The organism is Mesorhizobium sp. LSJC280B00 (genome assembly GCF_000502835.1).
GTDB lineage: Bacteria > Pseudomonadota > Alphaproteobacteria > Rhizobiales > Rhizobiaceae > Mesorhizobium.
The window spans coordinates 67,976-80,652 of sequence record NZ_AYVL01000016.1; the positions used below are offsets into that span (position 1 = coordinate 67,976).

Annotated in this window: 12 protein-coding genes; 1 reads left to right on the forward strand and 11 read right to left on the reverse strand. The window is 65.2% G+C overall.

Features of this window, described 5'->3' with window-relative positions; translation table 11 throughout:
* Positions 1 to 48 precede the first annotated feature (48 nt).
* The 7 genes from alr to rsfS all read right to left on the reverse strand — a co-directional run bounded on the left by alr (position 49) and on the right by rsfS (position 6,894).
* Positions 49 to 1,200 (reverse strand): alanine racemase, encoded by a 1,152-nt coding sequence (gene alr, locus X773_RS60620; RefSeq protein WP_023678062.1) that lies wholly within the window; start codon positions 1,198 to 1,200, stop codon positions 49 to 51.
* A gap of 29 nt (positions 1,201 to 1,229) precedes the next feature.
* Positions 1,230 to 1,751, reverse strand: a complete 522-nt coding sequence (locus tag X773_RS60625) for an RNA pyrophosphohydrolase (RefSeq protein WP_023678063.1) — start codon at positions 1,749 to 1,751, stop codon at positions 1,230 to 1,232.
* A gap of 1 nt (position 1,752) precedes the next feature.
* Positions 1,753 to 2,949: a divergent polysaccharide deacetylase family protein gene (locus tag X773_RS60630; RefSeq protein ID WP_023678064.1), complete on the reverse strand. Its 1,197-nt coding sequence runs from the start codon at positions 2,947 to 2,949 to the stop codon at positions 1,753 to 1,755.
* A gap of 202 nt (positions 2,950 to 3,151) precedes the next feature.
* On the reverse strand, positions 3,152 to 4,477 hold the full coding sequence (locus X773_RS60635) for a S41 family peptidase (RefSeq protein ID WP_023678065.1): 1,326 nt from the start codon (positions 4,475 to 4,477) through the stop codon (positions 3,152 to 3,154).
* Positions 4,478 to 5,821, reverse strand: a complete 1,344-nt coding sequence (locus X773_RS60640; protein ID WP_023678066.1) for a murein hydrolase activator EnvC — start codon at positions 5,819 to 5,821, stop codon at positions 4,478 to 4,480. It abuts the gene before it with no gap.
* A 151-nt stretch (positions 5,822 to 5,972) separates the two neighbouring features.
* Positions 5,973 to 6,455, reverse strand: a complete 483-nt coding sequence (gene rlmH, locus X773_RS60645; RefSeq protein WP_023678067.1) for a 23S rRNA (pseudouridine(1915)-N(3))-methyltransferase RlmH — start codon at positions 6,453 to 6,455, stop codon at positions 5,973 to 5,975.
* A 61-nt stretch (positions 6,456 to 6,516) separates the two neighbouring features.
* A complete protein-coding gene (gene rsfS, locus X773_RS60650) occupies positions 6,517 to 6,894 on the reverse strand; it encodes a ribosome silencing factor (protein WP_023678068.1) in 378 nt (125 codons plus the stop codon).
* A gap of 239 nt (positions 6,895 to 7,133) precedes the next feature.
* Here rsfS and X773_RS60655 point away from each other — a divergent pair, with 239 nt between their 5' ends.
* The gene (locus X773_RS60655; RefSeq protein WP_023678069.1) at positions 7,134 to 7,991 is read left to right on the forward strand and encodes a mechanosensitive ion channel family protein; all 858 of its coding nucleotides are present in this window, start codon (positions 7,134 to 7,136) and stop codon (positions 7,989 to 7,991) included.
* 29 nt (positions 7,992 to 8,020) lie between these two features.
* Here X773_RS60655 and X773_RS60660 read toward each other — a convergent pair whose 3' ends face one another.
* The 4 genes from X773_RS60660 to proB form a co-directional block, all read right to left on the reverse strand.
* Positions 8,021 to 9,310, reverse strand: a complete 1,290-nt coding sequence (locus X773_RS60660) for an MFS transporter (RefSeq protein WP_023678070.1) — start codon at positions 9,308 to 9,310, stop codon at positions 8,021 to 8,023.
* Between the two features lie 74 nt (positions 9,311 to 9,384).
* Complete coding sequence (locus tag X773_RS60665) at positions 9,385 to 9,972, reverse strand: nicotinate-nucleotide adenylyltransferase (protein ID WP_031212055.1); 588 nt, start codon at positions 9,970 to 9,972, stop codon at positions 9,385 to 9,387.
* A 250-nt stretch (positions 9,973 to 10,222) separates the two neighbouring features.
* Entirely contained in the window at positions 10,223 to 11,509 is a 1,287-nt protein-coding gene (locus X773_RS60670) for a glutamate-5-semialdehyde dehydrogenase (RefSeq protein WP_023678072.1), read from the reverse strand.
* A 13-nt stretch (positions 11,510 to 11,522) separates the two neighbouring features.
* Positions 11,523 to 12,677, reverse strand: a complete 1,155-nt coding sequence (proB, locus tag X773_RS60675) for a glutamate 5-kinase (RefSeq protein WP_023678073.1) — start codon at positions 12,675 to 12,677, stop codon at positions 11,523 to 11,525.

Genomic DNA, 12,677 nt, shown 5'->3' on the forward strand with positions numbered 1-12,677 from the left:
TGCCGATGCTTAGGGAAAAGACATGCGTGAGGACAACAAGCTTGCGTCCTAGCCATTCACATAGCGCCGGTGGAAACGGTGGCCGAGGCTGGTCAAGACCTCATAGCCGATGGTGCCGGCCTGGCCGGCTACCTGGTCCACCGTCTGCGACGACGGTCCGATGAGTTCGACGAGGTCGCCGGCCTTCAGCCTGCCGGGCGGCAATGCGGAAATGTCGAGGATGATCGAATCCATCGAAACCCGGCCGACGAAGGGCAGCCGCACATTTTCGAGCCAGGCCGAGGAAGCGGCGCGTCGATGCCAGCCATCGCCATAGCCGAGCGAAATCGTCGCCGCGGCAAGCGGAGCCTTGGTGTGGAAAGTGTGACCGTAGCCGACACCGACGCCGGCCTTCAATATCCGCGTCTGGATGACCTTGGCTTGCAATCGCACCACCGGCAGCATCGGATTGTCCTTCGCCGGCGTCGGATTGACGCCATAGAGAGCGGCACCCGGACGAACGAGGTCGTAGTGATAGCGCTGCCCGAGAAAAATGCCTGATGAATTGGCAAAGGAAGCCGGCGCTTCCGGCAGCATCCGGCGCAGCCGTTCGAATTCCAGCCGCTGCCGCTCGTTGGCCGGCTGCTCGGGTTCATCGGCGCAGGCGAGATGGCTCATCACGAACGTCAGTTCGACACCGTCGAAAGCCTGCGGATCCTGCGCAACGGCTTTCACCTCGGATGGCATCATGCCGAGCCGCGACATGCCGCTGTCGACCTGGAGGGCGGCCGGCAATTTGCGGCCCACCCGCCCGGCCATCTCGCGCCATGCCGCGAGTTGGCTGGCGCTGTTGAGTACGGTGCAAAGCCCTGCCGCAACCGCTTCCCTTTCCGCACCCGGCGGAATGCCGTTCAGCACATAAATGGCCGGGTCTGAGCCGAGCGCCTTGCGCAGCAAGATGCCGCCGGCCAAATGCGCAACAAAGAAAGTATTACAGCCCTCACCCATCAGCGCCGCCGCCACCGGCGCCGCGCCAATCCCATAGCCGTCGGCCTTGACCACTCCAGCACAGCCGACGCCGCCCAGCCGCGCCTTCAGCCGCCGGTAGTTCTCACGGACGGCGCCGAGATCGATGGTCAGGATCGCCCCTGCCGCGGCTTCGCTGATCGGTTCGCCCAGGGTGACGGTCGGCGGAAGAGATTTGCTGGAGATGTCGTTCATGCCGACCTGTTTTAACGGAAGGCCGGCGGCTACGCCACCAGGTGCCGGAACGCCGCCACCACGTCTTCGTAGACCTTGCGCTTGAACGGCACGATCAGGCCCGGCAATTCCAGCATCGGCCGCCACGCCCACCGGTCGAACTCGGCCTTGTGGCCACCCGGCGGCGGATTGATCGCGATCTCGGTTTCGTCGCCGTGGAAACGGAAGGCAAACCATTTCTGCGTCTGGCCGCGATATCGTCCCTTGAAGGCGACGCCGACCAGATGCGCCGGCAGATCGTATTTGATCCAGTGCGGCGCCTCGGCCAGCAGCGACACCGAGCGCATGCCGGTCTCTTCGTAAAGTTCACGCGCCGCCGCGGGCAGCGGCTCCTCGCCATCATCGATGCCGCCCTGCGGCATCTGCCAGAGCTGCGTCGTTCCAGCGAATTCGCTGTCCGGCTCGGCAATGCGACGGCCGACCCAGACCAGGCCGGCCTCATTGAGGACCATCACCCCTACGCAGGGCCGGTAGGGCAGCGTCTCGGGCTCAACGAGCTTGTTCTTTGCCATCTCAGCCTTTTTCCGGATCTATGGCCACCGCCGAAACCGGCACGATCTCGATGCCACGCTTCTTGGCCTCGGTCACCCAGGAAGACACGGTATCCACCGTCAGGTCGAAAGCCGAGCCGATGCCAACGGCAAACCCTTTCGCCCGTGCCGTCGCTTCCAGCCCATCCAGTTTCTTCAATATGGCGCCGCGGTCCTGCACCGCATCGATCGCCGTATCGCCGCCGACGAACGGCACGCCGTCCTTCAGCGCCAGTTCGGGTGCCAGGCTGCGCGCCGACGAACCGTCGTCGACATAGGCCAGACCACGCTTGCCAAGCTCGGCCATCAACGGCCCCATCGCCGTCGCGTCGGCCGAAAAGCGGGCGCCCATATAGTTCATGACGCCGGTGTAGTTGGTCGTTCGCGACAGCGCCCAGCGTAAATTCTTCAAATTCTCGTCCGGCGTTGCAGCCACGGTCAGCGTGTTACGGCCGGGATTGACGTTCGGATAGTCGAACGGCTCAAGCGGTACCTGCATGATGACCTCATGGCCGCTCTGCCGCGCCACCTGCATCCAGCGGCCGATGCTGTTGCCTTGCGGCGCGAAGGCCAGCGTCACTTCCGCCGGCAGCTTGGCGATGGCTGCCTGCGTGCCGGTCTGCGACACGGCAAGCCCGCCGATGACGAGCGCGACGCGTGCACCGCGAGCCCCGGACCACGGCCGCGCATAGACATCGAACGGGCGCCTGCCGTCGGCGGCGCGGATCGGCAACGGACCGGTTTCGCTGGCCTCGACCAGCGCCTTGTCGGGAATGTGCGCGATCCTGAGGTTCTGGCCGATCGTCGAAGGGTCGCGGATGACGATGGCCGCATTGGGTGGACCGTCGCCCTCTTCGGTCTGGACATGGATGATCTGCGGACCGCCCGTCTTCGGCCCGCTTATGTTGGCCCCCCTTGCGTTGCTTGGCGCAGCCATTTCGGGCGTCGCCTTGGCGGGCGCGGCGACGGTATCCGCCGCCGGCGTCTTCGGCGTCGAAACGGCTACTTCTTGCAGCTTCCGGAACGGCTTGTCTCGCAAGGCGATCGCGCTGGAGACGCCGACCACGGACAGCACGACAAGCGCGGCCGCGACCGCACCGGCGCTGATCCCGCTGCCTGAGCGCGGCAGCCGGATCGCCTGTCCGAGAGGTCGTTCTATGTCCTTGCCGATATCAGCCAAGCCCGCACCCCCCGGCGTGCATCCCCGAAGTAAACCTTCTCCGGAGGCGCAAAATCCAAAATGTCGGCGCGTCCCCTTGCTCCACTGGACGCGCAGCATGCCGGCCGCAGCCCCGAATCAAACTGCCGGAGCCTCGCGGCCCCGGCAGCATCGCATCGCTTCGCTCAGGCAGCCAGACCTGTTTGGCCCGGCTTGCCCGCCCTTACTGGTTCAACACGGCCTTTTGCGGATTCGGCGGGAACGCCGGATCGGTCTTCTGGCCGCGCAGCAGTTGCTCGGCATAGATGAGCTGCAAATCGTCCTTGGGTTCCGGCGGCACATAGGCGGCCGAGCCCGAACCGGTCGTGCTTTCGTCGGCGCCCTTGATATGGCCCTTGAGGTCCGATTCGCCGCGCGTCAGGTCCCTGCCCTGCAGTTCCGCCGGCAGCGGCTGGTCGACCTTGATGTCGGGCGTGATGCCCTTGCCCTGGATCGACTTGCCGGACGGCGTGTAATAGAGCGCCGTCGTCAACCGCAGTGCCCCGTTCTCGCCGAGCGGAATGATGGTCTGCACCGAACCCTTGCCGAAGGACTGCGTGCCGACCACGGTGGCGCGGCGCAGATCCTGCAGCGCGCCGGCAACGATTTCCGATGCGCTGGCCGAGCCGCCATTGACGAGCACGATCAGCGGCTTGCCGCCGATGTCGTCGCCGGCCCGCGCGTCGAAGCGGGTGACGTCCTTCGGATCGCGGCCGCGCGTCGAGACGATCTCGCCACGGTCGAGGAAGGCATCCGACACGCTCACCGCCTGGTCGAGCAAACCGCCCGGATTGAGGCGCAGGTCGAGCACGTAGCCCTTGAGCTTGTCGTTCGGCACCTGCTTCTTGATGGTGTCGATGGCATTCTCGAGGTCGTCATAGGTCTTTTCGGTAAAGGAGGTGATCTTCATGTAGCCGATGTCGTTTTCGACCCGGAACTTGACCGCCTTGACCTTGATGATATCGCGCACGACGGTCAGTTCGATCGGCTTGTCGGCGCCCTGGCGCAGGATGGTGAGCTTGATCGGCGTATTGACCAGCCCGCGCATCTTCTCGACGGCGTCGTTGAGGGTCAGGCCGCGGACCTCCTCGCCGTCGATCTTGGCGATATAGTCGCCGGCGAGCACGCCTGCCTTGGCGGCCGGCGTATCGTCGATCGGCGTGATCACCTTGACCAGGTCGTTCTCCATGGTGACCTCGATGCCGAGGCCGCCGAATTCGCCCTTGGTCTGCACGCGCATGTCCTGCGCTTCTTCGGCATTCATGTAGGAGGAGTGTGGGTCGAGCGACGACAGCATGCCGTTGATGGCATTTTCAACCAGCGACTTGTCGTCGGGCGGCGTCACATAATTCGCCCTTACCCGTTCGAAGATATCGCCGAAGATCGCCAGTTGCTTATAGGTCTCGGAGCCCGCAGCCTTCGCTGTCGAGCCGGGCGCGCCATAGACCAGGCTCATCGCCGATGCACCCATCAGCGCACCGGCAAACAGAAGCGACAGTTTCCGCATCATTCACGTCCTTCCAGAAAAACGGTCCGCCCACCATGGGGCCGGATCGACGGGTTTTCCATCCTTGCGGAACTCGACATAGAGCTCCGGTGTGGCATTTCCATTCTTCGATGCCGAGGTGCTCGCCACCCGGGCCTCTCCCATCGCGCCGACCGGCTCACCTGCGAGCACCGACTGGCCAGACGCGACGCTGATTCTGCTCATCCCCGCCAGGACGACATGATAGCCGTCACCCGCATTCAGGATCAAGAGTTGACCGTAAGAGCGGAAAGGCCCCGCATAAAGCACATTTCCATCCGCCGGCGCTGTGACGATGGCTCCCGATTGTGTCGCAACCATGTCACCGAGCATCACCGCGCCGTTACCGTCGTCGGCCCCGAAGCGCCGCTTGATCCTGCCGGTGACCGGCAGCGCGATCTGCCCTTGAAGCGCGGAAAACGGCGCGGCAGCGGTGAGCCTGTTGCTCTCCGGCACCGGCAGCGAGGCCAATTCCGTCGGCGCCGCAGCCGATGCCGGGCCCTTGTCGGCGTCGGCCGTCTTTTGCTCGGCTGCCTTGGCCGCATCCGCCGCCTTGCGGGCTCTGTCGGCCTCGAGCGAGGCGATCAGTTCTTTCAGGCTGCCGGCCTTGGCCGCCAGCGTCGCGGACCGCTGCTTTTCGGCGGCCAGCGCGGTTTGCGTATCGGCGGCGAGCTTCTGCTTGGCTTCGAGCAGCATGCCGAGCCGCTTTTTTTCCGCCGCCTGCTCGCCGACAGCTGCCGTCAGCCGCGCCCGCTCGGCCTCGATCGAGGCCGTCACCCGCGACTGCTCCTTGAGGTCGGCCAGCAACATGTCGGTCTGGTGGCGCAGTTCCGGCACCACGGCACCGAGCAGGATGGCGCTGCGCACCGACGACAATGCGTCCTCCGGCTTGACCAGGATCGCCGGCGGCGGATTGAGCCCCATGCGCTGCAGCGCGCCGAGCACTTCGGCCAGAACGTCGCGTCTGGCGGCCAGTGAGGCGCGGATCTTCTGCCCCTGCGCCTTCAGCCCTTCCAGCTTGCCGCCAATGTCCTCGATGTCCTGGCCGAGCTTCTGCTCGGTCATCGCCGACTGGATCAGCGCCGCGGTGATCGAGGCGTGGTCCTTCTTGACAGCCGCTATGTCAGCGGCGAGCTTGGCCAGCCGCTCGGACGACAGCGTGATCTCTTTCGATACTTTTTCGTATTCGGCGCGGCTCTGGTCCGGGTCGGGCGCCAGGTCGAGCGTGTTCTCGGCCCGCGCGACGCCGAGCGAAAGCGCGATCGTCGCCACGGCGATGCCGTAGCGCACGCGCCAGGAGCCCGTTCGTGATTTCCAGTCTTCAGACATTGAAGCCCAACTCTATGCGCGGCTTCGTTAACGAACCATCAACCATGTTCGAGCCCCGGCCGTCATCGACAAACCCCATGAGCCCAAACTGTCGATGAGCATTGGGGCAAAAATCCGGGCGGCTGGCATCAATTCGCCGACGGAGCCGACTTCATGAACGATGGTAGGGGTGACCGGAAAGGATCGTGGCCGCCCGGTAAAGCTGCTCGCCCAGCATCACGCGGACCAGCTGATGCGGCCAGGTCAGCGCGCCGAGCGACACCGTCAGATCAGCCAGGTCGCGCAGTGACTGGTCATGGCCGTCGGCGCCGCCAATGGCGATCACCAGCGCCTTGCGCCCGCCATCGCGCAGCGAACCTATGCGACCGGCGAAATCCTCGGAGGAAAGGTTCTTGCCGCGCTCATCCAGCAGCATCAGCGCCGTGCCCGGTTGCAAGTGCGTCTGCAGTTTCTGGCCTTCCTCGCGCCGGCGCTCATTGGCCGTCTGCGCGCGACCTTCGGCAATCTCGACGATCCCGGCGAATTCGAGGCCCACGGCAGGACCGCTCCTGGCAAAACGCTCGAAATAGCGGTCGGCCAACTGCTTCTCGGGGCCGGCTTTCATTCGGCCCACGGCATGAACCGTAATCTTCATCCCTGCCTCGAAGAGCCGCTGATGCATGTCGGACGACGACATGCATCAAGACGAATACGGCTCAGTGGAGGGTCTCCTCCTCGAGATCGGGCGCCTGCCACATCTTTTCGAGATTGTAGAAGTCGCGGACCTCGGGACGGAAGACATGGACGATGATGTCGCCCGAATCGATCAGGACCCAGTCGGCGCCAGCCAGCCCCTCGACGCGTGCAGTGCCGAGCCCGGCATCCTTCAGCGCCTTGAGGAGATGATCGGCAACAGCCGAGACATGACGGTGCGATCGGCCCGACGCGACGACCATGTAGTCGCCGAGGCTCGATTTCCCCTGAATGTCGATTGAGACGATGTTTTCGGCCTTGGAGTCTTCCAGACTGGCAAGGACTGTCTTGATGGCGCGGGACACGGCGTCGTTTACGCTGATCCCGGCCGGCGAAGGCACGATGTCGGCCTTCTTCCGCAGTGCTGTTCTCAGTGTATTTCCTTTCGCAGCAAGAACAACCAAATCACCTCTGAAATCAGGTGACACTGCTTAGATAGGCAGAGTTAGGTTGCAGTTTCAAGACACCGCTCGCAAGCAGGCACCCGGCAGCGGCCGAATATCCGGCTTTTCGGGCCAGAAAATCGGAACCGCCTCGCCCCGCAGCGGTTATCGGCTCATCCACGAACCGGAATCCCGACATGCCGATCGATCCCCAGAACGCTCTCCTCACCGTGCAATCCGGCCTGGCGCAACTCAGCACGCTGATCGTCTCCTACTCGCTTTCGGCGGTCGGCGCCGTCATCCTGCTGGTCATCGGCTACATCGTCGCCGGCCTCGCCGAGCGTTCGATCTATGCCGGCCTCGGCCATATCAGCGGCTTCGACGAAACGCTCCGCCATTTCTTCTCGCAGGTCGTCCGCTACGCCATCCTGGGACTGGTCGTAATCATGGTTCTCGGCCAGTTCGGCGTGCAGACGGCTTCGATCATTGCCGCTATCGGTGCCGCCGGCCTGGCCATCGGCCTGGCGCTGCAAGGCACGCTGCAGAACATTGCCGCCGGCATCATGCTCCTGGCGCTGCGGCCGTTCCGCATCGGCGAATATGTCGAAGTCGGCGCGATATCCGGCACCGTCGAGGAGATCGGGCTGTTTGCCACAACGCTGAGGACGGTCGAAGGCGTCTACGTGCTTGCACCCAACTCGACCCTGTGGAACCAGCCGGTCCGCAATTTCACCCGCAACGGTGTGCGCCGCGGCGACATCACGCTCAGCATCGGCTCCTGGAACGACATCGATTTTGCGCAGAAGACCATGCTCGGTGTCGCCGCCGCCGACCGACGCGTCAGGCGGCAGCCGGCGCCGATCGCCTTTGTCGCGACTGTCGGCGACAGCACCGTCGCCATCACCTTGCGCTACTGGACGGCGGCTGCCGATTTCTTCGCCGCCCAGATCGACCTCACCAAGAGCGTCAAGCAGGCGTTCGATGCCGAAGGCCTTTCAATCCCGGCGCCGGCGCCGCAAGTGCCGCAGCCGGAGGCCTCAGCCACGCAGCAATAGAGCATTTGAACCCGGCCGGCAGATGGCCCTCAAAGCTCTCCGCGCCCGCGCTGATCTTCGGGCGCGAAGGCGAGATCGACAGGCAACGGCGCCTGCGCCGTCATTGGCGCGAAACTGCCGGTCTCGGTGGCGGGCACCGGCCGAACCATGACGACGCGCCAGAGAACGAACAGGCAGTAGGCTGTGGCAATGACGATTGCCACATAGATGAAGGCCTGCGTGCCGTAGACGGCGGAAAGTCCGGTCACAATGCCGGGTACGACGAAGCCGGACAGCGACCAGGCAAACAAAAGCGAGCTCGACAACGCCACCATGTCGTCCTTGCCGGCGCGGTCGCCGGCATGGGCGCTGGCAAGCGAATAGATCGATTCCGAGGCGCCGTCCCAGACCACATAGATGACGAGCAGCACCGCCAGCGCGCCGCCGTCGAAACCGAGGGCAAACAGGCCCGCCGCGGCGGCAAGCGCCGACGCCGCGATCAGCACAAAGCGCCGGTCGGTGCGGTCGGAAATCCAGCCGAGCGGAATCTGCAGGATCAGCGTGCCGACCGGCATTGCCGAAAGCAGCAAGGCGACGTCGGCCTGGCTGTAGCCCTTGGCCGTGGCATGGATCGGCGCAAAACCCGAGATCGTCATCGACAGGCCGCCGACGGCAAGCATACCGGCAACGCCGACCGGGGAGATCCGCCAGGCGCGGCCGAGCGCCACGGACGCCGCTTGCGGCGCCGGCGGCTGCGCAAGCCGCGTCAGCCCGACGGGAAGGATCGACAGCGCGGTGAAGGCAATGCCGATCAGCGGCGCGTCGGCCGCGCGGATATCGATCAACGCCAGCGTCGAGTAGCCGACGCCGAGCCCGGCGACGTAGGCAACGTAGAAGATAGCCATGACCCGGCCGCGGATGGCGTTGGCGACGACATCGTTCAGCCAGCTCTGCGCGACAATGAACAGGCCGCATATGGCAAAGCCGTAGAGTGCCCGTGCAGCGATCCATGGCAATGGGTGCGGCCCCGCGCCGACCGCGGCGTTGGACAGCACGATCAGCGCCGACAGCACCATGAACACGCGGGCATGGCCGACACGCCGCACCAGCGGCCCGGTCAGGATGCAGCCGGCGAGGCCGCCAGCCGAAAGGCCGGTGACGATCAGCCCCGCCCATGTCGGATCGAAGCCCTCGGCGCCGAGCCGGACTGGGATATAGGCGAACATCAGCCCATTGCCGACGGCGATCAGCGCCATCGACAAAAGGATGCTGGCAATGGCGATCGACGGCGCCGGCTGCCCTAGACCGTTCTTGTCCTGGTCGCGCTCGAGAATCGTCATGACCGAGGATCGCCCATCAAGCAGGTCAAGGCAGCGGCAAAAGCGACATCACCGGACTTGCCTTCCGCGCCGGTTCAGCCCTTTGCCACCTTGCGGATCGCGCTCGACGACAGCGACGAACGCGGGCCGTGGATGAAGGTCCAGGCCGGCGCCGTCATGCGGGCGAGCCGCGGTGCGTCGCCCTCGTCGACGCGGGCATAGTCGAAGGTCTTGGCGACCACCGACGACAGGAACGACAGCGTCGCGCCTGGTCGGTCGACCACCGCGATCGGGAACGTCATGACGATGCGGCGCCAGCGCTGCCAGCGGTGGAAGTCGCGAAGCGAGTCGGCGCCCATGATCCAGACAAAATCGACGCCCGGGTTACGCGCCTTGACCAGCGCCAGCGTGTCGGCGGTGAAGCGGACGCGGTGGGCCGCCTCGAATGCGGTGACCTTGATCTTCGGGTTCTTCGCGATCTTTTCGGATAGCTGCAGCCGCTCGGCCAGCGGCGCCAGGTCTCCGGCATTCTTGAGCGGATTGCCGGGCGTCACCATCCACCACAGCTGATCGAGCGCAAGGCGTCTGAGTGCGATCTCGGCGACCAGCGCATGGCCGGCATGCGGCGGGTTGAACGAACCGCCGAACAGCCCGACCGCCACGCCTTTCCCGGCATGCGGCATCTTGAGATAGCGGGAGGATATGGCATGTTCGGACAAGGCAAGCATGCGTCAGGCACCCCCCTCTGCCGCGCCGGGCATCTCCCCCTCAAGGGGGGAGATTGTCAGCTTCATCGCAGGCGCAAATCTTGCAACGCCGCCGATTGGCGAAATCAGAAATGACAGCCAATCTCCCCCCTTGAGGGGGAGATGTCCGGCAGGACAGAGGGGGGTGGCTGGGCGCACGCCTCTCAGGCTCGGACTGTGGACGGATTCAAGGCCTCACCTGTCCCGACCCGCGCACGCGATATTTGAACGAGGTCAGTTGCTCGACGCCGACCGGCCCGCGTGCATGCATCTTGCCGGTGGCGATGCCGATCTCGGCGCCCATGCCGAACTCGCCGCCATCGGCAAACTGGGTCGAGGCGTTGTGCAGAAGAATCGCCGAATCGACCTCGTTGAAGAACCGGTCGACCGCTGTGGCGTCCTCGGCGATGATCGCCTCGGTGTGATGCGAGGAAAACGTCTCGATATGCTCGATGGCGCCGCCAATGCCGTCGACCAGCTTCACCGCAATGATGGCATCGAGATACTCGGTCACCCAGTCTGCATCGGTCGCGGGCTGGGCATCGGCATAAAGCCTCAGCGCCTCGGCATCGGCATGGATCTCGCAGCCTGCCGCCCGCAAGGCCTCGAGGATCGGCACCAGGTGCGTGCCGGCGGCGGCACGGTCGACCAGCAGCGTCTCGGCAGCACCGCACACCCCGGTGCGCCGCATCTTGGCATTGACCGCGATCTTGACCGCCATGTCGAGATCAGCCGATCGGTCGATATAGAGATGGCAGATGCCCTCGAGATGCGCGAAGACCGGCACCCGCGCCTCGTTCTGCACACGCTCGACCAGGCTGCGGCCGCCGCGCGGAATGATGACCTCGAGATTGCCGGAAAGTCCTTTCAGCATTTCGCCGACGGCGGCGCGATCGGTAGTCGGCACCAATTGTATGGCATCCTCCGGCAGCCCGGCTGCCTTCAGCCCCTCGACCAGGCAGGCATGGATAGCGGCGGAAGAATTCGCCGAATCCGAGCCGCCGCGCAGGATCACCGGATTGCCCGCCTTGAGGCAGAGCGCGCCGGCATCGGCGGTCACGTTAGGCCGGCTCTCATAGATGACGCCGACGACACCGAGCGGCGTGCGCACCCGTTCGATATGCAACCCGTTCGGCCGGTCCCATGCGGCAATGACATCGCCGACCGGATCGCGTAACCCGGCGATCTCGCTGATACCGTCTGCCATGGCGCGGATGCGGGCGGGATCGAGCTTCAGCCGATCCATCGACGCTGCCGATAGGCCAGCCTCCCTGCCATTTCTGATGTCGATGGCATTGGCGTCGAGGATGTCCTGCTCATGCCGAAGGATCGCCTGAGCCATGCCGAACAGCGCCGCGTGCTTGCGCTCGGCCGCAGCGATGGCCAGCGGGCGGGCCGCGGCACGCGCGCGGCGGCCGATATCGGCCATCAGCGCCACGGTATCATCCCGGGATTTTTCATGCAGCGTCAGCATGGCTCATCCTCCGCTATGTAACCTGGTCACCGACTACTTGCTCGCCACCGGCATGGCTCACCACAAGATCGTCGCGGTGGATCATCGCCGAACGCGCCTCGTAGCCGAGCACGGTTTCGATCTCTGTCGTCCTCAGCCCAGCGATCCTTACGGCATCGGCGGCATCATAGGCAACCAGCCCGCGCGCGATCTCGCGGCCCTCGGGCGACAGGATCGCCACCGTGTCGCCACGCGCAAAATTGCCGCTGACCAGTTTGACCCCGGCCGGCAGCAGCGACTTGCCGGAGAGCAGCGCGCCGATGGCGCCGGCATCGACGGTCAGCCGGCCGGCCGGTTCGAGCTGCCCGGCGATCCAGGTCTTGTAGCCCTTGACCGGATTGGCGCTCGGCCGGAAGAAGGTGGCACGCTCGCCGCGCTCGATTGCCAGCAGCGGCGACAGCCGCGTGCCCGATGTGATGATCATGGCGGTGCCGGCGGCGGTCGCGATCTTGCCGGCGTCGAGCTTGGTGCGCATGCCGCCGCGCGACAATTCCGAAGCAGCGGCACCCGCCATCGCTTCGATGTCGGGGGTGATGCGGTCGACGACCTGAATGAATCGAGCTTGCGGGTCACGCGCCGGCGGTGCCGTGTAGAGCCCGTCAACGTCGGAGAGCAGCACCAAAAGGTCGGCGCCCATCATAGTGGCGACGCGCGCCGCCAGCCGGTCGTTGTCGCCATAGCGGATTTCGGAGGTGGCCACCGTATCGTTCTCGTTGATGACCGGCACCGCCTTCATCTTGAGCAGTGTCGAGATCGTCGCCCGCGCGTTGAGATAGCGGCGGCGCTCTTCGGTGTCGCCGAGCGTCAGCAGGATCTGGCCCGATTTCAAGCCATTCTTGCCGAGCGCATCCGACCAGGCGCCGGCCAGCGCGATTTGCCCGACGGCGGCCGCCGCCTGACTCTCCTCGAGCTTCAGCGCCCGCTTGCCGAGGCCGAGAATGGTGCGGCCAAGTGCAATCGCGCCCGAAGACACGACGAGAATTTCGGCGCCGCCATTGGCCAGCACGGCGATGTCGTCCGCAAGCGAGGCCAGCCAGTCGCGCTTCAGGCCCGTCGTGCGGTCGACAAGCAGCGCCGAGCCGATCTTGACGGCAATGCGCCGATAATTTTTCAGCGATTGCGCGGCCAT

Bases quoted from the DNA above. Each gene is read 5' to 3' on its own strand.
- alr (WP_023678062.1), bottom strand. From the start codon at position 1,200: ATGAACGACATCTCCAGCAAATCTCTTCCGCCGACCGTCACCCTGGGC.
- X773_RS60625 (WP_023678063.1), bottom strand. From the start codon at position 1,751: ATGGCAAAGAACAAGCTCGTTGAGCCCGAGACGCTGCCCTACCGGCCC.
- X773_RS60635 (WP_023678065.1), bottom strand. From the start codon at position 4,477: ATGATGCGGAAACTGTCGCTTCTGTTTGCCGGTGCGCTGATGGGTGCA.
- X773_RS60640 (WP_023678066.1), bottom strand. From the start codon at position 5,821: ATGTCTGAAGACTGGAAATCACGAACGGGCTCCTGGCGCGTGCGCTAC.
- rlmH (WP_023678067.1), bottom strand. From the start codon at position 6,455: ATGAAGATTACGGTTCATGCCGTGGGCCGAATGAAAGCCGGCCCCGAG.
- X773_RS60655 (WP_023678069.1), top strand. From the start codon at position 7,134: ATGCCGATCGATCCCCAGAACGCTCTCCTCACCGTGCAATCCGGCCTG.
- X773_RS60660 (WP_023678070.1), bottom strand. From the start codon at position 9,310: ATGACGATTCTCGAGCGCGACCAGGACAAGAACGGTCTAGGGCAGCCG.
- X773_RS60665 (WP_031212055.1), bottom strand. From the start codon at position 9,972: ATGCCGCATGCCGGGAAAGGCGTGGCGGTCGGGCTGTTCGGCGGTTCG.
- X773_RS60670 (WP_023678072.1), bottom strand. From the start codon at position 11,509: ATGCTGACGCTGCATGAAAAATCCCGGGATGATACCGTGGCGCTGATG.
- proB (WP_023678073.1), bottom strand. From the start codon at position 12,677: ATGGCCGCGCAATCGCTGAAAAATTATCGGCGCATTGCCGTCAAGATC.